Genomic DNA, 21,758 nt, shown 5'->3' on the forward strand with positions numbered 1-21,758 from the left:
ACGGGACGCGCAGACTCACACCTCGGGAGCGCCCTCCGCCGCGTCGCGCGCCGCGACCTCGATGCGCCGCGGGCCCGCCTGCCAGGCCTCCCACGCCGACGCGATGATCTCGGGCAGCCCGTTCGTCGCCGTCCAGCCGAAGAGCTCGTTGATCCGGCGCGGGTCGCCGACGAGCTGCGGCGGGTCGCCCGCGCGCCGCGGCAGGACCTCCGGCGTGACGTCGAGCCCGCTCACGCGCCCGATCTCGTCGATGACCTCGCGCACCGACGACCCCTGCCCCGTCCCGACGTTGAACACGTCGAAGGGGCGCTCCGCGACGTCGAGGTACCCGAGCGCCGCGAGGTGCGCGTGCGCGAGGTCCAGGACGTGGATGTAGTCACGGATGCACGTGCCGTCCGGCGTCGGGTAGTCGTCGCCGAAGATCTTGGGCTGCTCGCCGCGCTCCAGGCGGTCGAGCACCATGGGGACGAGGTTGAGCACGGCGGGGTCGCCGAGGTCGGGCCAGCCGGCGCCGGCGACGTTGAAGTAGCGCAGCGCGACGAACCGCAGGCCCCAGGCGCGGCCGGCCGCGCGACCCAGCCACTCGCCGACGAGCTTGGTCTCGCCGTAGGGGTTGATCGGCTCGGCGTGCAGCTTCTCCTCGACGAGCGAGACCGAGGGCATCCCGTACGTCGCCGCCGAGGACGAGAACACGAGGCGGTCGACGCCGGCCGCCTGCATCGCGGTCACGAGGTTCGTGAACCCGCCGACGTTCTGCTGGTAGTACCAGGCCGGCTTCTCGACCGACTCCCCCACCTGCTTGCGCGCCGCGAAGTGGATCACCGCGCGGACGTCGTGCTCGGTGAGGGCGCGCGTCAGCACGTCCACCGCCTCCGGGGACGCGACGTCGACCTCGACGAGCGTCGCGTCGCCGACACGGTCCGCGCGACCGGTGCTGAGGTCGTCGACCACGACCACCTTCTCGCCGCGCTCCTGCAGGAGGCGCACCACGTGCGCGCCGATGTACCCGGCTCCGCCGGTCACGAGGATCGTCATGGCACCCACCCTAGTGGGGCCGCCCCGCTCCCCCGCCGAGCTGCCGGACCCGTGGTGGCCGCCGCCCTACGCGTGGCCGTGGGCCTCGCGGTCGCGCAGGGCCGCCGTCTCGAGCTGGAACGTCGAGTGCTCGACGGAGACCGGGAAGTGGTGCGCGACGCACGCACGGACGCGCTCCGTGATCTCGAGCGCGTGACCGTCCCGGAAGCACGCGGCGTCGACGACGACGTGCGCGGAGATGGTCGGCAGCCCTGTCGCGACGGTCGACGCGTGGAGGTCGTGCACGTCCTCGACGTGGTCGAGCGAGAGGATGTGCGCCCGGACGTCGTCGAGGTCCAGCCCCTCCGGCGTGAACTCCATGAGCACGGCCGTCGCCTCGCGCAGGAGGCGGAAGGCGCGCGGGACGATGAGCAGCGCGATGAAGAGCCCGGCGATCGCGTCGGCCTGCTGGTACCCGGTCGTCGCGATGACGACGGCGGCCACGATCACCCCGACCGACCCCAGGGCGTCGTTGACGACCTCCAGGAACGCCGCGCGCAGGTTGAGGTTGGCGCGGCGCCCGGACGCGAGGACGGCGATCGCGACGACGTTGCCGACGAGGCCGACGATCCCGAAGACCAGCAGCTCGGACGAGGGGACCTCCGGCGGCGAGAACAGCCGTCGGACGCCCTCGACGACGGCGTACGCGCCGACCGCGAGGAGGAGCGCCGCCTGCGCGAGGGCGGCGAGCACCTCGACGCGGCGGAATCCCCAGGTCCGGCGCTTGGTCGCGGGCCGCAGCACGAGCGACGCCGCGACGAGCGCCACGGCCAGCCCCGTCGCGTCGGTGAGCATGTGCGCCGTGTCCGTGAGGAGCGCGAGGCTCCCCGTGAGGACCGCGCCGACGGCCTGCGCGACGAGGATCGTCGCGGTGATCCCGAAGGCGACCGCGAGCCGCGCGCGGTGGTCGGGCGCGGCACCCCCCGCGCCGTGGTCGTGTCCGGCTCCCATGAACCCTCCATTCATCGTCAGTTACCGATGATATCGGTGATCGACGATGAATACCAGACCGGCTGCGCCGTGAGGCGCGTCACCGCGCGGGGTCAGGGAGCGAGCGCGACGTGCTCCGCGTCGGCGAGCAGGTGCGCCACCTCGGGCCGCACGAGCCGGTACCAGGACGAGCGCCCCTCGCGGCGGACCGCCACGACCCCGACGTCGCGCAGGGTGGTCAGGTGCGCGGAGACCGTGGACTGCGCGAGCCCCAGCTCGCGCGTGAGGTCGACGACGCGCCGCTCCGCGCCGGTGAGCAGGTGCACGATGGCGAGCCGGCTCGGGTCCGCGAGCGCGTGGAGCAGGCGCGCGACCGCCTCGTGGTCGTGCGCGCCGTCGTGCCGGGGGTCGCTCGCGGCGCTCGTCGTCACCAGCCGATCGTAGCGATCGGCGCCCCCGCGCCGTGCGACCTCAGTCCCAGCCGAGCTCGTGCAGGCGGTCGTCGTCGATGCCGAAGTGGTGCGCGATCTCGTGGACGACCGTCACCGCGACCTCCTCCACCACGTCCTCGCGCGTCTCGCAGATCGCGAGGGTGGGGTTGCGGAAGATCGTGATGCGGTCGGGCAGCGCCCCCGCCGCCCACATGTGGTCCCGCTCGGTGAGGGGGACGCCCTCGTAGAGCCCGAGGAGGTCGGGGTCGTCGGCGGGCGCGTCGTCCTCGACGAGCACCACCACGTTGTCCATCTGCGCCGCGAGGTCCTCGGGGACCAGGTCCAGCCCGTCGCGCACGGCGTCCTCGAACTCGGCCCGCGTCATCTCCACCACGCGACCATCCTCCCCCGTCGCGGGCACCGCCCGTGGCGTCGTCCCGCTGCACCGTCCCGCTGCACCGTCCCGCGGCACCGTCCGCGGGCAGGCCCGGCCGAGGAGGCGACCACGGGTCGACCACGACCCGACCAGGAGGTCACGGTCCCGCCGCTGTACACTGGCGCACGTTCCTGAGCCCCCATCGTCTAGCGGCCTAGGACCCCGCCCTTTCACGGCGGTAGCACGGGTTCGAATCCCGTTGGGGGTACGCGAGATCGCACCGGGACCGGTGGCCACCAGCGGATTTACGGATCGGCTCATCGGTACGGTACGATCCTCTCGGTTCGAAAGCGGGCCACCACACCACCAGGTTCACTGGTGAAAATCACCGGGTCCCCTGGTGTTAAGGTGTGTCTCGCGAAGAACAGCAAGGCCCTGTAGCGCAGTTGGTTAGCGCGCCGCCCTGTCACGGCGGAGGTCGCGGGTTCAAGTCCCGTCAGGGTCGCGTGAGGCGAAGAGCCCGGTCGGCATCGGCCGGCCGGGCTCTTCCCCCATGGCTCTGTAGCTCAGTTGGTAGAGCGTTCGACTGAAAATCGAAAGGTCACCGGATCGACGCCGGTCGGAGCCACCGAAGAGACCCCCGCCCGGGATCCGGGCGGGGGTCTTTCTCGTCGCGGCGGCGGTGCCGTCCGGCCCTCCCTCTCCGGCACCTCCCAGGCCCGCGGGGAGTTGCGCACCGCCCCGGGTGCCGGTTGAGTGGTGGGGTCACCTGCGGAAAGGCGGAGAGATGAGCGACTGGATCGACGGGCGCATCCCGCCCGAGGAGCAGAAGCCGACGGTCGGGCAGCTCGTCGAGCGGCTGTCCGAGCAGGCGACCCGCCTCGTCCGGTCCGAGATCGCGCTCGCGAAGGCCGAGCTCACGACGAAGGCCAAGCACGCCGGCATCGGCATCGGCCTGCTCGTCGTGGGCGGGGTGCTCGTCCTCTACGGGCTGGGCTTCCTCTTCCACTCCGCCATGGAGGGGCTCGCGACCGTGATGCCGCTGTGGCTCGCCGCGCTGATCGTCGGCCTGGCCCTCGTGCTCGTCGCCGGTACGCTCGCGTTCGTCGGCGTCAAGCAGCTCCAGCGCGGCGTCCCGCCGAGCCCGACCGGGGCGGTCGACAGCATCAAGGAAGACGTCGCGACGATCAAGGAAGGACTGCGCCCGTGAGCGGAACCGACGGGGCCCCGGTGCCCCCGCTGTCCCAGTCCCAGCTCGAGGACGAGATCGCGCGCACGCGCGCCGAGCTCGCGGGGACGATCGACGAGCTCACGACCCGCCTGGACCCGCGCGTCCAGGCGAAGGCCGCGGCGCAGCAGGCGAAGCAGGCGGCCTCGGACACGCGCGCGTTCCTCACCGGTGGCGGGTTGCCGGAGGAGGACCCCGACCGGTCGCGCAACGTCAAGCTGCTGCTGGGTGCCGTGGTGGCCGGCGTCGCGCTCGTCACGGCGGCGATCCTGCGCCGGCGCTCGTAGTCTCCGACGAGCGCTCGCCCCGGTGCGTTCTCGCCGGGGCGTTTTTTCTGCCTGCCGATCCGACGCGCCGACCGTGCCGGCGGCGCGGCGCGCGGTCGGCTCAGGACTTGTCGGTGCCCTCCGCGGGCTCGCTGGCGGCGCCGAGCAGCGCCCGGACCTCGGACTCGCGGTAGCGGCGGTGCCCCCCGAGCGTGCGGATCGACGAGAGCTTGCCCGCCTTCGCCCACCGGGTGACCGTCTTGGGATCGACGCGAAACAGGCTGGCGACCTCGGCGGGCGTGAGCAGAACCTCGGACTCTCCGTGCATGGACATCACGACACCTCCTCCTGGTACGCGCTGGTCCGGCAGATACCCCGGATCACGACGACAGCACGACGCCAGTACCCTCCATTGTCGCAGCATGCGGATTTCGGGCGACTTGACGGACGGGTGAATTAGGCCGCCTATGGTCGTATCGGCCGGATAGGCGCTCGTGCGGCTTACGGGGCGTGCTCCCCGTGCCCTGCCCGGCCTCGCCTGAGGCGGGCCCGCTCCCCCGCTCGTGGAGAGTGTGTGACGGTAGGCACGTCCGCGGTCCGTCACGGCCTTCTGAGTGGATGGAATAGGCCCCGAGCATGTACCGTTGGACCCTGAACAGACGAAACTACACCCCGGGGCCGCACGTCTGAGCACGTAGCCGCCCCGCTTCTACGTTGAGGGGGTCGGAGCCATGGGCCGCGGCCGTCAGAAGGCAAAGCAGACCAAGGTCGCTCGCGCGCTGAAGTACTACAGCCCCGAGACGAACTACAGTGCGCTCGAGCAAGAGCTCACCGGTCACAGCCACACGGATGTCGTGACGGACTCGCGCTTCGGCGCCGAGTCGTCGGACGACCTCGAGCGCTACGACCAGCGCTACAACGACTGGTCCGACGACCGCTGACGGTCGTCGACCTCCTTTGATCGCCGCGGTCTTCCGCGGAAGCGTCTCGACCTCGACTGCGCCGTCGCCTGCCCCCCCCGGTAGGCGACGGCGCGGTCGTTCGTGACCTGTGCACCGGCCCACCGCGCCTCGTTCGCCCGAGGCCTCCGCCGGGCCCCGTTGGCCCCGAGGCCTCGGCACCCATGACCGCCGCCGCACCCTGACGTCGTCGTGCCCGCCGCGAGAGCGGCCTCCCCCGAGCGGATCGGCAGGAGCCCACCCGCCCGGGGGCACCGTCGGTCAGGCGCGGTAGTCGCCGACGAGCCGCACGGCGCCCGCCTGGACGCCCTTGGTACCCGCGACGAGGTCGCCGTCCGCGACGTCCCGGGCCGCCGCCGGGTCAAAGGCCTCGACCGAGCCGAGCACCCACGCGGGGACGCCGAGCGCGGCGCAGCGAGCGAGCGCGGCGTCGACGCCGTCCGCGCCGACCACCGCGACCATGCCGACGCCGAGGTTGAGCGTGTTCTCGAGATCGCCGCGCGGGACGCCGCCCAGCTCGCGCACGAGCCGGAAGACCGGCGGGACGTCCCAGCTCGCGCGGTCCACGACCCCGACGAGCCCGGCGGGCAGGACGCGCGCGAGGTTCGCGGCGAGCCCGCCGCCCGTGACGTGCGTGAACGCGTGGACCTGCGCGGCGTCGTCGGCGGCCAGCGCGAGGCAGTCGCTCGCGTAGACGCGCGTCGGCTCCAGGAGCTCCTCGCCGACCGTGCGCCCGAGCTCGTCGACGTGCCGCTCGAGGCCCCAGCCCGCGTGCTTGAGCACGGCACGCACGAGCGAGTAGCCGTTCGAGTGCAGGCCCGACGAGGCCATGGCGACGAGCACGTCGCCCTCGCGCACCCGCTCGGGGCCGAGCAGCCGGTCGGCCTCGACGACGCCCGTCGCCGCGCCGGCGACGTCGTACTCGTCCGCGCCGAGAAGACCCGGGTGCTCGGCGGTCTCGCCGCCCACGAGCGCGGTGCCCGCGACCTCGCAGGCCGCCGCGATGCCGCGGACGATGCCCGCGATGCGCTCGGGCACGACCTTGCCGCACGCGATGTAGTCCGTCATGAACAGCGGCTTGGCGCCGACCACGACGATGTCGTCGACGACCATGCCGACGAGGTCGAACCCGATCGTGTCGTGGACGTCGAGCGCCTGGGCGATCGCGACCTTGGTGCCCACGCCGTCGGTCGACGTCGCGAGCAGGGGGCGGCGGTACGTCGCGACCTCGGAGAAGTCGTAGAGCCCCGCGAAGCCGCCGACGCCGCCGAGGACCTGCGGCCCGTGGGTCCGGCGCACCGCGTCCTTCATGAGCTCGACGGCCTTGTCACCGGCCTCGGTGTCGACGCCCGCGGCGGCGTAGGTGAGGCCCGTCTGGGGCGAGTCGGCAGTCACGGTGTCGGCTCCAAGGAGGTCGTGCGGCGCACGCGCCGGTGGTGCGGGTGCTGGGGTCTCGGGTTCGGGCGCAGGGGTGGTCTCACGGGTGCTGCAGCGCGCCGGCACCGCCGGCGGTCACCGACAGGCTGCGCAGCCCGTCCTCGGGCGCGCCGAGCGGGAGCTCGGCCTGCTCGAGGAGGTGCTTGCCGAGCTGGTCGTCCGGCGGCAGCTCGATGGGATACTTCCCCGTGAAGCACGCCGTGCAGAGCTGCGACGACGGCTGCTCGGTCGCCGCGATCATCCCCTCGGTCGAGATGTAGCCCAGGCTGTCGGCGCCGAGCGACTGCCCGATCTCGTCCGGCGAGAGGCCGTTCGCGATGAGCTCGGCGCGGGACGCGAAGTCGATGCCGTAGAAGCACGGCCACTTCACGGGCGGGGAGCTGATGCGCACGTGCACCTCGGCCGCGCCGGCCTCGCGCAGCATGCGGATGAGCGCGCGCTGCGTGTTGCCGCGCACGATCGAGTCGTCGACGACGACGAGGCGCTTGCCCCGGATGACGTCGCGCAGCGGGTTGAGCTTGAGCCGGATGCCGAGCTGGCGCAGCGTGTCGGACGGCTGGATGAACGTGCGTCCCACGTAGGCGTTCTTGGTCAGGCCCTGGCCGAACGGGATGCCGGACTCGGCGGCGTAGCCGACCGCCGCGGGCGTGCCGGACTCGGGGACCGGGATGACGAGGTCGGCCTCGACGGAGTGCTCGCGCGCGAGCTGGCGGCCCATCTCGACGCGGGCGGCGTGCACCGAGCGGCCGTTGATCGAGGTGTCCGGGCGCGCGAGGTAGACGTACTCGAAGACGCAGCCCGCACGCTCGGCCGGCGCGAAGCGCTGCGAGCGCAGGCCGTCCGCGTCGATCGCGATGAGCTCGCCCGGCTCGACCTCGCGCACGAACGACGCGCCGACGATGTCGAGCGCCGGCGTCTCGCTCGCGACGACCCAGCCCCGCTCGAGACGGCCGAGGACGAGCGGGCGCACGCCCTGCGGGTCGCGCGCGGCGTAGAGGGTGCGCTCGTCCATGAAGACGAGCGAGAACGCACCGCGCAGCCGCGGGAGCACCTCGAGCGCCGTGGCCTCGAGCGTGTGGTCGGCGTCCCCGGCGAGGAGCGCGGTGACGAGCGCGGTGTCCGTGGTGTTGCCGCGCGCGAGCTCGCCGCGGCGCTGGCTGCCGTAGCGCTCCGCGACGAGGTTGACGAGCTCGGCCGAGTTGGTGAGGTTGCCGTTGTGCCCGAGCGCGACGGTCCCGGACGCGGTGGCGCCGAGCGTCGGCTGGGCGTTCTCCCACGTCACGCCACCGGTGGTCGAGTACCGGCAGTGCCCGACGGCGATGTGCCCCGTCAGGGCGTTGAGGGCCGTCTCGTCGAACACCTGGGAGACGAGTCCCATGTCCTTGTAGACCAGGATCTGCTCACCGTTGCTGGTGGCGATGCCGGCCGACTCCTGGCCTCGGTGCTGCAGCGCGTACAGCCCGAAGTAGGCGAGCTTGGCGACCTCTTCGCCGGGCGCCCAGACACCGAAGACGCCGCAGGCGTCCTGGGGGCCTTTCTCGCCGGGCATGAGGTCGTGGTTGAGAAGTCCATCTCCGCGGGGGGCCACGTACCTCAGTGTCCCACAGCAGGCGCGTCGGGACCGAAGCGCGAGGTCATGCGGACGACCTGGGCGGCGCAGGCCGCGCGGCGACGCACGGACCGTCGTTCACGGTGGCGTTACGTCGTCCCACCTGTCGGGCAGGGGTTTCGCTGCGTGGGAACGGCGCGCTTCAATCTCGACTTACTCGACCGCGGCAGTCGAGTATCACACCGGCCGTGCCGGCCGTGCCGCTCGGTCACCTGATCGACCACCCGCTCGACCTCCTGCTCGACCACCCGCTCCCGGTCTCCCGGGACCCCGACGAAGGACGACACCATGCGACGCCTCCGGACGACGATCACCCTCGCGGCTGCCGCGGCAGCCACCGCCCTGGTCCTCACCGCCTGCGCGCCGACCGCCGTCGACGGGTCGGGCGGCGGCGACGCGAGCGGCGACGGGAGCTCCGACGTCGAGCCCACGACGCTCTCCCTCGTCGGATTCGCCGTCCCGAAGGCGGGCAACGACGCCGCGCAGGAGCTGTGGGGCCAGACCGAGGACGGCCAGGGCGTCACGTGGGAGACGTCGTACGGCGCCTCCGGCGACCAGAGCCGCGCCGTCGCCGACGGGCTGAAGGCCGACTACGTGCACTTCTCGCTCGAGGGCGACGTGACGCGCCTCGTCGACGCGGGCCTCGTGGCGGACGACTGGAACGCGGGCGAGAACAAGGGCATCGTCAGCCAGTCGGTCGTCGTGCTCGTGGTCCGCGAGGGCAACCCGAAGAACATCCAGAGCTGGGAGGACATCGTCCAGCCCGGCGTCGAGATCGTGACCCCGAACCCCGGATCGTCGGGCTCGGCGCGCTGGAACATCCTTGCCGGCTGGGGCAGCGTCATCGCGAACGGCGGCTCCGAGGAGGACGCGACGGAGTACCTGCGGAAGTTCTTCACCAACGCCGTCGCGCTCCCGGGGAGCGGCCGCGACGCGACGACCGCCTTCACGTCCGGGACCGGCGACGTCCTCCTCTCCTACGAGAACGAGGCGATCCTCGCGCGGCAGAACGGCGAGACGTTCGACTACGTGGTCCCCGACCAGACGCTCCTCATCGAGAACCCGGCCGCGGTGACGGTCGACGCCGACCCCAAGGCGCAGAGCTACCTCGACTTCGTCCTCACGCCCGAGGGCCAGGAGGCGTTCGCGCACGTGGGCTTCCGGCCCCTGACCGGCGACGACGTCGACTTCGAGGTCGAGGGCGCGAACGACCCGAGCGACCCGTTCCCGGCCGTCCCGACGCTCCTCACCATCGCCGACGACTTCGGCGGGTGGTCGGCCACGAACGACAAGTTCTTCGGCGACGAGGGCCTCGTGACGAAGATCCAGGCCGAGACCGGGAAGCAGTGACCCGTGGCCTCGACCCTCGCTGAACGACCGGGCCGGGCGGCGCGCGAGCGCCGCCCGGCCCCGGCCGCGTCCCGGCCGCCCCGGGTCCGCCGGGCACGTCGGACGCCCAACGGCCCCTACCGCCTGACCGCGGCCTCGGGGCTCGGCCTCGGCGTCGCGCTCGTGTGGTTCTCGGCGCTCGCCCTCGTGCCGCTGATCGCGGTGCTCGTCGAGACGTCCGCCGGCGGGTGGCCCGCGTTCGTCGCCGCGATCACCCAGCCGCAGACGGCGGCGGCGCTCACGCTCACGGTCACGCAGGCGCTCGCCGTGACCGCCGTCAACGTCGTCATGGGCACGCTGATCGCGTGGGTCCTCGTGCGCGACCGGTTCCCCGGCAAGCGGCTCCTCGAGGTGCTCATCGACATCCCGTTCGCGCTCCCCACGATCGTCGCCGGCCTCGTGCTGCTCGCGCTGTACGGGCCGTCGGGGCCGTTGGGGATCGACGTCGCGAACACGCGCGCCGCCGTCTTCCTCGCGTTCCTCTTCGTCACGCTGCCCTTCGTGGTCCGCAGCGTGCAGCCCGTGCTCGCCGAGCTCGACCGCGACGTCGAGGAGGCCGCCGCGTCCCTCGGCGCGACGCGGTCCACGACGTTCCGCCGCGTGGTCCTCCCCGCGCTCGCGCCCGCGATCACCGCGGGAGCGGCGCTGTCGTTCGCGCGCGCGATCAGCGAGTACGGCGCGCTCGTGCTGCTCTCCGGCAACCTGCCGATGCGCACCGAGGTCGGCTCCGTGCGGATCCTGGCCTACCTGGAGAACGGCCAGCCCGAGCAGGCCGCGGCCGTGGCCTCGGTGCTCCTGCTCGTGTCCCTCCTCGTCATCGCGACGATCCAGCTCCTCCAGCGAAGGGTGGCCCGCCGTGGATAGCTCCCCCTGGGTACGGCGCACGCTGCGCGCCGTCGTGGTCGTCTACCTGGTGCTGCTCGTCGGGTGGCCCGTCTCCCTCGTCGTGCGGGGCGCGTTCGCGGACGGCCTCGAGACGTTCCAGCGCGCGCTCGCCGACCCGTCCGTCGTCTTCGCCCTCCAGCTCACCGCCGCCGTCGCGGTGCAGGTCGTGCTGATCAACACGGTCTTCGGCGTCGGGATCTCGATGCTCATCGTGCGGTACGACTTCCCCGGCAAGGCCCTCCTCAACGCCCTGCTCGACCTCCCGCTGTCGGTCTCCCCCATCGTCGTCGGGCTCTCGCTCGTCCTCGTGTACGGCAAGAACGGCTGGTTCGGCGGAGCGCTCGAGGACGCCGGGCTCCAGGTGATCTTCGCGCCGCCGGGCATCGTCCTCGCGACGGCGTTCGTGTGCCTCCCGCTCGTCATCCGGGAGGTCGTACCCGTCCTCACGGAGCTCGGCACGGACGAGGAGCTCGCCGCGACGAGCCTCGGGGCGAGCTGGTTCCAGACCTTCCGGCGCATCACCCTGCCCGCGATCAAGTGGGCGGTCGTCTACGGCGTCGTGCTCACGCTCGCCCGGGCGCTCGGCGAGTTCGGCGCCGTCAAGGTCGTGTCCGGCAACTTCGAGGGCCGCACCCAGACCTCCACGCTCCTCGTCGAGCAGCGCTACCAGGACTTCGAGCAGGGCACGGCCTACGCGGTCGCCTTCCTGCTCGCGTCGGTGTCCGTCGCGTGCATCGTCGCGGTGACCTTCCTTCGTTCCGACGACGCCGCCGGCACCCGCACCCGCCGCACCGCCCCCCGAACCGCCGCCCCCACGGAGGCCGACGCATGAGCATCGAGATCCGCAACGTCCGCAAGACCTTCGGCGACTTCGTCGCGCTCGACGACGTCTCCGTCTCCGTGCCGACCGGTCGCCTCACCGCGCTGCTCGGCCCGAGCGGCGGGGGCAAGTCCACGCTCCTGCGCGTCGTCGCCGGCCTCGAGGTCCCCGACTCCGGCGAGATCGAGATCGAGGGTCGCGACGCCACGAACCTCCCGGCCCGACGACGCAACGTGGGCTTCGTCTTCCAGCACTACGCGGCGTTCAAGCACCTGAGCGTCGCGCGGAACGTCGCGTTCGGGCTCGAGATCCGCCGCACCCCGAAGGCCGAGATCGCCGAGCGCGTCGACGAGCTCCTGCGCCTCGTGCACCTGGAGAGCTTCGCGCACCGCCTGCCCTCGCAGCTCTCGGGCGGGCAGCGACAGCGCATGGCGCTCGCGCGCGCCCTCGCGATCCGGCCGAGCGTGCTGCTGCTCGACGAGCCGTTCGGCGCGCTCGACGCCAAGGTCCGCAAGGAGCTCCGCGACTGGCTGCGCCGCCTGCACGACGAGATCCCCGTGACCACGGTGTTCGTCACGCACGACCAGGAGGAGGCGCTGGAGGTCGCGGACGAGATCGTCGTCGTCAACGAGGGCCGCATCGAGCAGGTCGGCACGCCCGACGACCTCTACGACCGCCCCGCGAACGACTTCGTCATGGGCTTCCTCGGGCCGGTGACCCGGCTCGGCGGCGTCCTCGTGCGCCCGCACGACGTCCACGTCGAGGTGCTGGGCGACGGCACGCCGGACGGCAGCGCCGACGACGCCGCGCCCTCCCGCCCCGGCGGCCCCGTGCCGGGCGTCGTGACCCGCACGACGCGCGTCGGCTTCGAGGTGCGTGCCGAGGTGGCGACCGCGGACGAGGTGGTGTCCGTCGTCGTGACCCGCGCGGAGGCCCGGACGCTGGGTCTCGCGCCGGGGGTCGCCGTGCGGCTCGCCCCGGCTGAGGGCGCGCCGACGTCCGCCGCTCCCCGGCCGGTCGGCGCGCCGGTCCCCGGCTGACCCGGCACCGCCGCGACGGGGCTGTCCCGACCACGGGGCACCGCTCGCTATCCTGCCCGCGTGCCTCCCTCCCGCGTCGACCGCTCCCCCCGAGGCCGTGGCGACCGGGGCCGCGACGACCGGCCGCGGCACCGCCGCGAGCGGGCGGCCTACCGGTTCGTGGAGGTCCGCGCCGCCGCGGGCCCGGCCCGGCTCGATGCCCTCACGGCGGGCGGCGGGGCGTTCCTCGTCGGCGTGGTCCTCGGTTTCCTCGTCCTCCTCGGTCTCGCGCTCGTCGGCGGTGAGCTCGTCCCCGACGTGCGGTACGAGGTCGACGAGGTCCTGCGCTCGACGACGGGCTGGTGGATCCTGACCCTCGCGGTCGCCGTGCCGGTCTTCGTGCCGGTGCACGCCGCGGCGACGCTCGCGGTCACCCGCGCCCTGCTGGGCGAGGGCCGCCCCCGCACCGACGTCCCGCCGCACTCGGTGCGCAAGCGCGTGGCGGAGTCGAGCCCGGCGGGCGCGCTGGCCGGACTCGCCTGGACGTACCTCGTGCTCGCGCTCCTCGCCGGGGCGGTCGGGCTCTTCGCGATGGACCGTGACGACGCGGAGCGCACGCCGACCGTCGCGGTCTCCGCGGTCGTCGGGGTGGTGGCCGCGGCCGGCCTGCTGCTCCTGCCCGGGCTGCGCGCGCGCTGGTCCGCCTGGCAGGACGTCGTGCGGACGACGTGGGGACCGAACGAGGTCCGCTACGCCGAGGAGGCCGAGCGGCGGCGGCGCGCAGCGCTCGGGCCGCCGGCCCCCGCGCGCCCCGACGGGCGGGTCGCGCGCCGGAACGACCGGGCGGCCGCGGTGCTGGGCGGCGCCGGCATGGTCGGCTTCGTCCTGTTCCTGATCGGTCTGTGGATGCGGCACCCGGGCAAGTTCAGCCCGGACCGGCACTTCGGACCGGTGGGCGAGGTGTCGATCGACGTCCTCGTCGGCGTGGGCGGCACGCTGGTCGGGGCGACGCTCCTCCTCGGCGCGACGTGGCTCCTGCTCCCGGTGTCACGACAGGGACGCCAGCGCCGTGCGGGGCTCGCCCTCCTGCGCTCCCCGGAGCCGTCCGCGCCGCCCGCCGACGACGTCGTCCGGGAGCTCCTGTCCCCCTGGTCGGCGTCCACGACGGTCGCCCTCGTGCTCCTGGCCGGTTCCGGGATGCTCGTGCCCTCCGTCCTGGCCGGTCTGGCGGGCAGCGGCGTCGCGCTCCTGGTCGACGGGGTGCCGGTCGCCGCCACGGCGGCGGCCCTGGCCGCCGCGACCCTCGCGGCGCTGTGCGTCGTGGTGGTCGGTGTGACCAGGGCCGCGCGATACCGCGCCCTGGTGCGCGAGCGCTGGCACGTGGGCGACGACGGACCCGGCTGACGCCGAGCCGGCGTCAGCTCCGGCGAGGTCGCTCAGCGACGCCCGCGCAGGCTCCGCCGGTCCGCGAGGACCGCCCACAGGCCGGCGACGGCCGCGCCGAGCGCGGCGCACGTGACGACGATGACGGTGAAGTAGACGCCCGGCTTGAAGACCGGGGCGGCGGCCGGCGACTGCAGCCAGGCGCCGCCGATCCCGAGGCCGAGCACCGTGCCCAGCACCACGCCGACGGTGAAGAACGCCCCGTAGCGCGGCGCGCGGCGGACCGTCGCCGGATCCACGACGGTTTCGATCTCGACCTCGTCCGCCGCCTCGGTCGCGTCCTCGGCCTCGGCCTCGCGCTCGGCGCGGCCCGTCCCGGCCGCACCCGCGGGCACGGCGCCGTCGGCACCTGCGGACGCCAGGGGCGCCGACGGCGCTGCGTCGGGCTCCACGTCGGGCGCTGTGCCGCGCACCGCGTCGGGTGCCGCCGACCCGTCGGGGGCGTCGGCGTCGGGCACGGGGGACTGCTCGGGGCTCACGACCACGACCCTACCCGCGGTTGCTGAGAGCCCCGTGCGCCCGCGCACGGGCGGGCGGGCTCGGACGTCTCGCCCGCCGGGCCCGGACGCACCGCGACCCGGGCCCGTCGGACGGGACCCGGGTCGCGGGACGCGGTGCCGCCTCGTCGGCGGCGCCGCACGGCGTCAGCGAACCGTCAGCCGCAGGTCTGGCCCTCGAACGGGACCTCGTACTCCTGCGTCACGCCGTCCAGCGTGGCGGTGAAGGTCACCGTCCCGCCCTCGACCGACGTGGCCCGGGTGTTGAACGACTGGTACGCGTTCTTGCCCGGCTGGAGGTTCGGGAACCGCTTGGACCCGTAGGGCGTCTCGACGACGACCTCGACCGGGACGTCCTCGCCGTTGGTCGCCCGGACCGCGACGTGGACGAACTTCCCCATGCAGCGGGCAGAGGCCTCGACGTTCTCGAGCACCACGGTCGGGGCCGCGGCCTCGACCGTGACCGGGATCCGGGCGGTCGTGCCGCTCGGCGACGCGACGACCCACAGGTCGTACTCCCCCGCCGCGGCGTCGGCCGGGACCGTCGCCGTCAGCGTGGCCGCCCCGCCCGTCACCGCGGCGGTACCCGCCGGGGTGCCCGGGTTCGCCGGGTCGAACGTGGCGTCCGCCGCGACGAGGTAGCCGTCCACCGAGGTGTTCAGCGGGGAGCCGAGCGAGGTGAGGTCGAGATGCGAGAGGGCCACGCTCACGTCGTCGCCTGCGGTCACCGTGCCGGGCAGCTCGTCGACCACCACGCGCGAGCGGTCGAACGACGGCGACACCGGCGAGCTGTCCTTCAGGTAGGCGATCCACGCGTCCCGGTCGACCAGACCGGAGTCGCGCGGGTCCGTGCCCTCGGTGAACACCCGGAAGTTGTCGCCGCCGGTGGCGAGGAACGAGAACGTCGCCACGCGGTACTCGCCCGCGAGGTCGATCGGCTCGCCGTTGATCGTCACGGACGAGACGTTGCTCCCGGGCGTCGCGAGCGGGTCGGCGGTGCTCGCCGTCCACGACACGTTGTCCGAGAGCCCCAGGGCGAGGTACGGACGCGAGGGACGCGTGCCGTCCAGGTTCGTCTGCCACTGCTGCTCGAGCATCTCGACGACCTGCTCGCCCGTGAGGGTCACGGTCCACAGGTTGTTGACGAACGGGAGCACCGCGTTGGCCTCGGCATAGGTGATGACGCCGTCGCCGTCGTGGAAGAGCTCGCTGCGGAGCCCGCCCGGGTTGACGACACCGATGTCCGCACCGCCGCGCGCCGGGTCGGACAGCGTCGCGAGGAGCGAGTCGGCGACGAGGTTGCCGAGCGTCGACTCCGACGCGCGGTCGTCACGACCGGACGTCGGGTTCGGGCCGGGGCCCACGTACGTCCCGCCGGGACCCGTGTACGAGCCACCCGCGAACGCGGTCGTGATGTCAGCGGTCACCTCGCCGATCGGCTGCGCACCGATGATCTCGGCCTGCTGGAGCGCCGCGTCGACGATCGTCTTGACCGCCGCGACCCGCGGGTACGTCGCGACGAGCGTCGCGTCGTCCGTCGTCGTGCGGGCCACGTTCTGCGCCGTGTACGCCGTGACCTCGTGGGTCGTGGTGTCCACGGTGAGGGAGACGTGCCCGATGAACTCGCCGTAGTTGCCGGTCTGGACGATCGGGCGGGTCTTGCCCGGGACGCCCGGGACGGGCGCGTCCCACGCGTACTGCTTGTGGGTGTGGCCCGTGAAGATCGCCGCGACGCGCGCGTCGGTCTCGTTGACGATGTCCGCGAAGGCGCCGCCCGCGGCGACCTCCTCCTCGAGCGTCGCGCCGTCGGGCGTGCCCGCGGACGCGCCCTCGTGGACGAGACCCACGACCACGTCGGCCTCGCCGTTCGCCGGGTCGCCGTCCTGGAGCTGGGCGGTGACGCGGTTGAGCGCCTCGACCGGGTCCCCGAAGTCGAGGTCCGCGATGCCGGACGGCGTGACGAGCGTCGGGGTCTCCTCCGTCACGACGCCCACGAACCCGACGTCGAGCCCGTCGATCTCGACGACCTGGTACTCCGGCAGCGCCGGGTTCGTCGTGCCCTTGTCGTACACGTTCGCGCCCAGGTAGGCCCAGTCGGCCTCGTCGCTGACACGGCCCGTGAGGTCCGCGAAGCCCTGGTCGAACTCGTGGTTGCCCACGGCGGAGGCCGCGAGGTCGAGCGCGTTCAGCACGTCGATCGTCGGCTGGTCCTGCTGGAGCGCCGACGCGAACAGCGACGCGCCGATGTTGTCGCCCGCCGAGACGAAGGCCGTCCCGTCGGGGTTCACGGCGCGCAGCTGCTCGATCGTGCCCGCGAACTTCACGGTGTTGGCGTCGATCCGACCGTGGAAGTCGTTGATCGCCAGCAGGTCGAGCTGCGTCGTGCCCGGCGTGGCGTCGCCGAGCTGGAGGCCGACGAGCACCGGGTCGTGGTCGGACGACCGGAACGGCGTCGTGTCGTAGAGGATCGACGCGTTGTAGTTGTACCGGCTGTACTCGTTGGCGATCGGCTCGACCGAGTTGATGTTCCACACGTCCGTGCCGGTGACGGCGCTGGCCGCGCCCGCCGAGGCGAACACGTGGTCGAGCGAGCCGACGTACCCGTCGAACAGGTAGGTGTGCTCGCCGGTCGTCTCGCCGAGGTCCGTGTAGCCCGCGTCCTTGAGGACCTCGAGCGGGTCCTCCTGCGAGTACGAGTTGAAGTCGCCCGCGAGCAGGATCGTGTCCGTGCCCGCGTCCGCCGCGACGTCCTCGGCGAAGCCGACGAGCGCCGTCGCCTGCGCGACGCGCGACGCGTTGAACGAGCCCTGGCCGTCGCCCGAGTCCTCGTCGCCCGGCAGCACGGGCGTGCCGGAGCCCTTCGACTTGAAGTGGTTCGCGACGACGAGCACGTCGTCGCTCGCGGCGTCGTCGCCCTCGGAGATCCCGCCGACCGGCTGGAACACCTGCGCGAGCGGCTCGCGCGCGTTGACGAAGGCCGCGTCGTCGAGCAGGATCCGCGACTCCCCGACCGGCTCGGCCGCGTCCACCTGGTAGATGTACGCGAGCCGGATCACGTCCTCGTCGTCCGGCAGCGCGGTCGGCGACGGCACGAACGCCCACTCGTCGGCGCCCGCGGCGTCGTTGAGCGCGTCGACGAGGTCGGACAGCGCCTGGTCGCGGTCCTTGCCGAACGGCGTCGAGTTCTCGATCTCCATGAGCGCGACGACGTCGGCGTCGAGCGCGTCGATCGCCGCGACGATCTTGGTCTCCTGACGCTCGAGGTTCTCCGCGTTCGCGGCGCCCCGGGCGTCGCAGCCACGGTTGACCGTGATGGGGTTGCCGGCGCGGTCCGTGTAGTAGGTGCAGCCCGTGAGCTGGTCGCCCGTCGTCGTGAAGTAGTTGAGCACGTTGAACGTCGCGACCGACAGGTCGCCCCCGACCTCGGCCGGGGCCTCCTCGCGCGTGTTCGCGAACGTGGCCGGCTGCACGGTGGCGGCGTTCCCGCCGTCACCGGCGGTGAGCTGCGTCAGCGGCTGGAACGTCCACGCGTCGAACCGGTAGTCGAGGATGACGGGCGTCGTGAAGGACACGCCCGCGCCGACGCGCGCCGGCACCCCGCCCGTGAGGTACGGGAGCGGGATGCCCTTGTTCGCCGTGTTGTTGAAGTTGGTCGTCGCCCCGTCGTCGAGCACGACGGCCCGCGCCGCGCGGTCCGCGACGGCGGCCGCGGCCTCCGCGCTGCCCGGGCGCCCGGCCGACGTCGGCTGGACGAACGGGTCCGTACCCGCGGCGAGCAGGAACGAGCCGTAGAAGTTCGTGTCGTAGTTGTCCGCGACGACGTAGTCGCCCGCGGGCTGCACGAGCATGCCCTCGAGCACCTCGCGCGCCGCGTCGGTCGCGGGGAACGCGACGTTCGCGGGCTTGACCGCCTCGGCCGCCTCGTCGAGGACCGTCCAGCCGCCCGCGGCGGGCGTGATCTGGGTCAGCGTGAAGTACTCGGACACCGCGCCCGTGACCTCGACGTGGTCGCCGACCTGCACGGCCGCGGCACCGGCCTTGGAGTAGACGAAGATCGCGTCCGACGCCGTGTGCGACGCGTCGAGGTCGCCGCCCGTGCCCTCGGTCTGCAGGTAGAAGCCGTCGTAGCCGCCGGTGGGGTAGGTGGCGGTGACGACGCCGCGCGTCGTGACGGTCTGGCCGACGAGCGGGCTCGCCGCGCCCGTCCCCTGGATCTCCGCGATCGGGACGACCTCGCCCGGCTCGGGGCCGGGGCCGCCGCCGTCGTCGCCGCTGTTCTGCGGGGTGACGGTGCTGGAGAGCGTGAAGTCCTTGCTGTTGTCGTCGGTGTCCGCGAAGCCGGTCCGGTTGATCGACGCGGGCACGTTGTTGGCCGACGGCGCGGGGCTCACGGCGGTCTCGAACGTGTTCGACGTCCCGTACCCGACGAGGTCCACGACGTTCGCGGCGCCCGCGGCGTTCCCCGCGGGCAGCGTGACCGCCGACGTGGAGCGCACGAGGGCGAGGGTGCCCGTCGTGCCCGACGGGTTGAGGCCCCCGGTCGCGTCCGGCGTCGGCAGGGCCGCACCGTTCGAGCCGTTGGAGCCGCCCTGCACGAGGAAGTAGCCCCCGGGCGCGACCGTCCCCGTCAGCGGCGTGACGCCGGTGAAGGCGCCCGTCCCCGTCGCCGAGCGGTACTGGAGCGACATGCCGGAGAGGTCGATCGCCGCCTGCGTGGGGTTGTACAGCTCGACGAACTTGTGGGTGTAGGGGGCGTTGGCGCTGCCGCCGCTCAGGTAGGCCTCGTTGATGACGAGGCCCGACCCGTCGGGCGCCGCGCTCGCGGCGGTGGCCGCGGCGACGGACAGCGGTGCGGCGAGCGCCACGGTCAACGTGCCCGCCACCACCCTCCGTCGCCGCAGGTGCTGGTGGTCGGTCACGCTGACTCCTTCATCTCGTGCGGACGGCCGGGCAGCAGTCGCGCGTCCATCGATCGAGTCCACGACTCGGGACGGGTCGACGCCCTGCCTCCGCAGGACATCGCACCCCACCTGGATGAACGGGCGGTTGCTGCCACGTCACCGCCGCGAGAACGTCGCCGCACGTCGTCGTGCTGCGAGCGCCCGCGCGGACGGCGGCCGATCATCATCGGACGCTAGCCCTCCACGTCCCGCGCCGCCAGACCTGGAGCCGAGAACGTTACGCAGCAGTAACACGCGCCGCCGGGCAGCGCGACGCGCTCAGCGCGGGCGGGCCGCCTGGAGCGGCAGGAGCCACGAGATGTCGGACCGCTCGCCGGAGGCACGGACGCGCCCGTCGGCGACCGCGTCGGCCCACGCGACCGCGCCGGTCACCAGGCCGAGCCACGTCTGCGGGTCCGTCTCCACGACGTTGGGCGGCGTCCCCCGGGTGTGCCGGGGGCCCTCGACCGCCTGGACCGCGCCGGCCGGGGGGACCCGCACCTCCACGGTGTGCCCGGGCGCGACGTCCGCGAGCTCCTCGAGCGTGAACCGCACCGCGGTCGTCACGGCCGCGCGGTCGGCGGGGTCGGCGCGCCACGCCGCCAGGGCGAGGCGGCCGGCGGCGGGGTCGGTGCGTCGTCGGGCAGGCACGAGGACAGCCTAGGACGGCGCGCGCGTCCTCAGCCGACGGTGAACCGGACCCGACGCTCCGCCACCGACGCCTCGCGCAGCGTCGCGCGCACCGGGTCGCCGAGCGGGAGGTCCGCACCCTCGACCGGAGCCCGGACCGCGGGGTCGGAGAGGACGACCTGCCCGCGCCGCGCACCCGCAGCGTCGCCGCCCTCCCGCTCGACGCGCCGCCCGCGCTCCCGGTCGTCCTCGACGTCGACGACGACGCCGTCGAACTGCTCCCCCTCGCGCCCGCTGAGCAGCGCCGCCTCGACGACGTCCACGATCGCGCGCTCGTACGAGCCCGCGCGCTGGCCCGTCCGCGCCATCGTGCGGGGCAGGCCGGGCAGCGCGTCGAGCACCCAGCGCGGCACGTCCTCGCCCGCGCACAGGGCGAGGCAGACCTCCGTGCCGTAGCGGTCCACGAGCCGGCGCAGCGGCGCCGTGACGTGGGCGTACTCCGCGCCGATCGCGGCGTGCGCGGCGTCGTCGGGCACCCCGGGCTCCTGCCCCGTCCCTCCGAACGCCTCGTACGACGCGCCGCGGAAGAGCGACGTCGCCTCGTTGAGGAAGGCCGCGTGGCGCGGCACGCGCGAGTCGAGGGTCGGCACGAGGTCGGCGTACGCCGTCTCGCGCGGCCAGTCGATGCCGAGCGCGCGCGCCGTGCGGCGCAGGCGCGCGAGGTCGCGCGGGTCGGCCTCGGGCAGCGCCCGGAAGACGCCGACCCCGCCCGCGCGCATGAGGCGCGCCGCCGCGATCCCCGTGAGCAGCGAGATCTGGGCGTTCCAGCCCTCCGCCGGGAGGGTCGAGCGGAACTCGAGGCCGAACGACCCGTCGTCGCGCGTGACGATCTCCTGCTCCGGGACCTCGAGCGACACTCCCCCGCGCTCCCGCTCGAGCGCGAGCCGCAGCTCGCCCACCTCGCGGAGCAGCAGGAGCGCGGCACCCACCGCGTCCTCGGCCCCGCCCGCGTCGATCGCGGCCTGGGCCTCGTCGTAGGTGAGGCGTCGCGTCGACCGCACGACGGCGCGGCGCACCGTCGCGTCGAGGATCTCGCCGCGCGCGTCGAGCACGACGCGCCACGCCGCCGCGGGGCGCTCCTGGTCCGGCAGGAGGCTCGCCGCGCCCTCGGAGAGCACGGCGGGGTGGAGCGGGGTGCGGCCGTCGGGCGCGTAGAGCGTCGTCCCGCGCTCGTGCACCTCGGCGTCGATCGCCCCGCCCGGCGCGACGAACGCGCCGACGTCGGCGATGGCGTAGTGCACGACGAACGCCGCGCCGGCGGGATCCGCCGGGTCGTCCCCGGCGCGCTCGAGGTGGAGCGCCTGGTCGAGGTCCATCGACCCGGGCGGGTCGATCGTCACGAACGGGACGTCGCGCAGGTCGACGCGGCCGTCGCCGAGGACGGCGCCGCCGTCCCGGACGACCGCCTCCGCCTCGGCGAGCACCTCGACGGGGAACGACTCCGGGACCTCCATCTCACGGCGCAGCGCCGCGAGCGCGTCGGTCACCGTGGCGACCGGGTCCACGGGGGGCATCGGGGCGGGGGGCTCGGCGGGGCGCACCAGGCGCAGCTGACGGGCGGGCACGAGCCTGACCCTACCCATCCGCCGCGGCCGCCCGCCGCCCGACCGTCTCCCGGACCGCCACGACCTCCGACCGCGGTCGGCGGCGTGCGCAGGAGGGCGCGCGGGCCAGGGCGTCCGACAGACCTGGCCCGCGCGACGGGTACGCGTCACCACCGACGCGTACGGCTGGAGGCAGCACCCGCCGCCCGGATCGAGCGGGC

19 protein-coding genes and 3 tRNA genes are annotated in these 21,758 nt (G+C 73.8%); 11 read left to right on the forward strand and 11 right to left on the reverse strand.

Annotation, left to right across the window (positions count from 1 at the left end):
* Positions 1 to 15: 15 nt before the first annotated feature.
* The 4 genes from galE to ABWU78_RS02165 all read right to left on the reverse strand — a co-directional run bounded on the left by galE (position 16) and on the right by ABWU78_RS02165 (position 2,820).
* A complete protein-coding gene (gene galE / locus ABWU78_RS02150; protein ID WP_439157432.1) occupies positions 16 to 1,035 on the reverse strand; it encodes a UDP-glucose 4-epimerase GalE in 1,020 nt (339 codons plus the stop codon).
* A gap of 66 nt (positions 1,036 to 1,101) precedes the next feature.
* Positions 1,102 to 2,025 carry a cation diffusion facilitator family transporter gene (locus ABWU78_RS02155; RefSeq protein ID WP_353707510.1) on the reverse strand — a complete coding sequence of 308 codons (924 nt, stop codon included), beginning with the start codon at positions 2,023 to 2,025 and terminating at the stop codon, positions 1,102 to 1,104.
* Positions 2,026 to 2,117: 92 nt separating this feature from the next.
* On the reverse strand, positions 2,118 to 2,435 hold the full coding sequence (locus ABWU78_RS02160) for an ArsR/SmtB family transcription factor (RefSeq protein WP_204539642.1): 318 nt from the start codon (positions 2,433 to 2,435) through the stop codon (positions 2,118 to 2,120).
* A 40-nt stretch (positions 2,436 to 2,475) separates the two neighbouring features.
* Positions 2,476 to 2,820 (reverse strand): metallopeptidase family protein, encoded by a 345-nt coding sequence (locus ABWU78_RS02165; protein WP_170227325.1) that lies wholly within the window; start codon positions 2,818 to 2,820, stop codon positions 2,476 to 2,478.
* A gap of 186 nt (positions 2,821 to 3,006) precedes the next feature.
* Between ABWU78_RS02165 and ABWU78_RS02170 the strand changes: the two genes are divergently transcribed.
* The 5 genes from ABWU78_RS02170 (at position 3,007) to ABWU78_RS02190 (ending at position 4,326) form a co-directional block, all read left to right on the forward strand.
* Positions 3,007 to 3,079 (forward strand) — tRNA-Glu (locus tag ABWU78_RS02170).
* Positions 3,080 to 3,242: 163 nt separating this feature from the next.
* Positions 3,243 to 3,316, forward strand: a tRNA-Asp gene (locus ABWU78_RS02175).
* Between the two features lie 50 nt (positions 3,317 to 3,366).
* Positions 3,367 to 3,439 (forward strand) — tRNA-Phe (locus ABWU78_RS02180).
* A gap of 159 nt (positions 3,440 to 3,598) precedes the next feature.
* On the forward strand, positions 3,599 to 4,021 hold the full coding sequence (locus ABWU78_RS02185; RefSeq protein ID WP_353707509.1) for a phage holin family protein: 423 nt from the start codon (positions 3,599 to 3,601) through the stop codon (positions 4,019 to 4,021).
* On the forward strand, positions 4,018 to 4,326 hold the full coding sequence (locus tag ABWU78_RS02190; RefSeq protein ID WP_353707508.1) for a DUF3618 domain-containing protein: 309 nt from the start codon (positions 4,018 to 4,020) through the stop codon (positions 4,324 to 4,326). The genes ABWU78_RS02185 and ABWU78_RS02190 overlap by 4 nt, the downstream gene beginning before the upstream one ends.
* 100 nt (positions 4,327 to 4,426) lie before the next feature.
* Here ABWU78_RS02190 and ABWU78_RS02195 read toward each other — a convergent pair whose 3' ends face one another.
* Positions 4,427 to 4,639 carry a BldC family transcriptional regulator gene (locus tag ABWU78_RS02195; RefSeq protein WP_024839011.1) on the reverse strand — a complete coding sequence of 71 codons (213 nt, stop codon included), beginning with the start codon at positions 4,637 to 4,639 and terminating at the stop codon, positions 4,427 to 4,429.
* Between the two features lie 397 nt (positions 4,640 to 5,036).
* On the opposite strand from ABWU78_RS02195, the gene ABWU78_RS02200 reads away from it, so the two are divergent.
* A complete protein-coding gene (locus tag ABWU78_RS02200; protein ID WP_047231363.1) occupies positions 5,037 to 5,246 on the forward strand; it encodes a DUF3073 domain-containing protein in 210 nt (69 codons plus the stop codon).
* Positions 5,247 to 5,525: 279 nt separating this feature from the next.
* Here ABWU78_RS02200 and purM read toward each other — a convergent pair whose 3' ends face one another.
* Together purM and purF are read right to left on the reverse strand one after the other, a co-directional pair.
* Positions 5,526 to 6,659 carry a phosphoribosylformylglycinamidine cyclo-ligase gene (gene purM, locus ABWU78_RS02205; protein WP_253055231.1) on the reverse strand — a complete coding sequence of 378 codons (1,134 nt, stop codon included), beginning with the start codon at positions 6,657 to 6,659 and terminating at the stop codon, positions 5,526 to 5,528.
* Positions 6,660 to 6,741: 82 nt separating this feature from the next.
* The gene (purF, locus tag ABWU78_RS02210) at positions 6,742 to 8,289 is read right to left on the reverse strand and encodes an amidophosphoribosyltransferase (RefSeq protein ID WP_253055230.1); all 1,548 of its coding nucleotides are present in this window, start codon (positions 8,287 to 8,289) and stop codon (positions 6,742 to 6,744) included.
* Positions 8,290 to 8,598: 309 nt separating this feature from the next.
* On the opposite strand from purF, the gene ABWU78_RS02215 reads away from it, so the two are divergent.
* Genes ABWU78_RS02215 through ABWU78_RS02235 form a run of 5 tightly spaced genes read left to right on the forward strand, consistent with a single transcriptional unit; the run spans position 8,599 to position 13,827 of the window.
* On the forward strand, positions 8,599 to 9,660 hold the full coding sequence (locus tag ABWU78_RS02215; protein ID WP_253055229.1) for a sulfate ABC transporter substrate-binding protein: 1,062 nt from the start codon (positions 8,599 to 8,601) through the stop codon (positions 9,658 to 9,660).
* A 3-nt stretch (positions 9,661 to 9,663) separates the two neighbouring features.
* A complete protein-coding gene (gene cysT / locus ABWU78_RS02220) occupies positions 9,664 to 10,563 on the forward strand; it encodes a sulfate ABC transporter permease subunit CysT (protein ID WP_253055228.1) in 900 nt (299 codons plus the stop codon).
* Positions 10,556 to 11,416, forward strand: coding sequence for a sulfate ABC transporter permease (locus ABWU78_RS02225; protein ID WP_253055227.1), 861 nt, complete (start codon positions 10,556 to 10,558; stop codon positions 11,414 to 11,416). Before cysT ends, ABWU78_RS02225 begins: the two co-directional genes overlap by 8 nt.
* Positions 11,413 to 12,444 carry a sulfate/molybdate ABC transporter ATP-binding protein gene (locus ABWU78_RS02230; RefSeq protein ID WP_353707506.1) on the forward strand — a complete coding sequence of 344 codons (1,032 nt, stop codon included), beginning with the start codon at positions 11,413 to 11,415 and terminating at the stop codon, positions 12,442 to 12,444. The genes ABWU78_RS02225 and ABWU78_RS02230 overlap by 4 nt, the downstream gene beginning before the upstream one ends.
* A 60-nt stretch (positions 12,445 to 12,504) precedes the next feature.
* A complete protein-coding gene (locus ABWU78_RS02235) occupies positions 12,505 to 13,827 on the forward strand; it encodes a hypothetical protein (RefSeq protein ID WP_439157433.1) in 1,323 nt (440 codons plus the stop codon).
* Between the two features lie 32 nt (positions 13,828 to 13,859).
* On the opposite strand, the gene ABWU78_RS02240 is transcribed toward ABWU78_RS02235, so the two are convergent.
* The 4 genes from ABWU78_RS02240 to ABWU78_RS02255 all read right to left on the reverse strand — a co-directional run bounded on the left by ABWU78_RS02240 (position 13,860) and on the right by ABWU78_RS02255 (position 21,558).
* A complete protein-coding gene (locus ABWU78_RS02240) occupies positions 13,860 to 14,345 on the reverse strand; it encodes a hypothetical protein (RefSeq protein ID WP_439157434.1) in 486 nt (161 codons plus the stop codon).
* A 176-nt stretch (positions 14,346 to 14,521) separates the two neighbouring features.
* Complete coding sequence (locus ABWU78_RS02245; protein WP_439157435.1) at positions 14,522 to 19,282, reverse strand: ExeM/NucH family extracellular endonuclease; 4,761 nt, start codon at positions 19,280 to 19,282, stop codon at positions 14,522 to 14,524.
* A gap of 300 nt (positions 19,283 to 19,582) precedes the next feature.
* Positions 19,583 to 19,954, reverse strand: coding sequence for a sterol carrier family protein (locus ABWU78_RS02250; RefSeq protein ID WP_253055222.1), 372 nt, complete (start codon positions 19,952 to 19,954; stop codon positions 19,583 to 19,585).
* Between the two features lie 29 nt (positions 19,955 to 19,983).
* Positions 19,984 to 21,558, reverse strand: coding sequence for an RNB domain-containing ribonuclease (locus ABWU78_RS02255; protein ID WP_439157436.1), 1,575 nt, complete (start codon positions 21,556 to 21,558; stop codon positions 19,984 to 19,986).
* Between the last annotated feature and the right edge of the window lie 200 nt (positions 21,559 to 21,758).

It is taken from the genome of Cellulosimicrobium sp. CpK407 (genome assembly GCF_051844275.1).
GTDB lineage: Bacteria > Actinomycetota > Actinomycetes > Actinomycetales > Cellulomonadaceae > Cellulosimicrobium > Cellulosimicrobium cellulans_G.

Coding starts and splice junctions, on each gene's coding strand:
- galE (WP_439157432.1), bottom strand. CDS start 1,035: ATGACGATCCTCGTGACCGGCGGAGCCGGGTACATCGGCGCGCACGTG.
- ABWU78_RS02155 (WP_353707510.1), bottom strand. CDS start 2,025: ATGGGAGCCGGACACGACCACGGCGCGGGGGGTGCCGCGCCCGACCAC.
- ABWU78_RS02165 (WP_170227325.1), bottom strand. CDS start 2,820: ATGACGCGGGCCGAGTTCGAGGACGCCGTGCGCGACGGGCTGGACCTG.
- ABWU78_RS02185 (WP_353707509.1), top strand. CDS start 3,599: ATGAGCGACTGGATCGACGGGCGCATCCCGCCCGAGGAGCAGAAGCCG.
- ABWU78_RS02195 (WP_024839011.1), bottom strand. CDS start 4,639: ATGTCCATGCACGGAGAGTCCGAGGTTCTGCTCACGCCCGCCGAGGTC.
- ABWU78_RS02200 (WP_047231363.1), top strand. CDS start 5,037: ATGGGCCGCGGCCGTCAGAAGGCAAAGCAGACCAAGGTCGCTCGCGCG.
- ABWU78_RS02215 (WP_253055229.1), top strand. CDS start 8,599: ATGCGACGCCTCCGGACGACGATCACCCTCGCGGCTGCCGCGGCAGCC.
- ABWU78_RS02230 (WP_353707506.1), top strand. CDS start 11,413: ATGAGCATCGAGATCCGCAACGTCCGCAAGACCTTCGGCGACTTCGTC.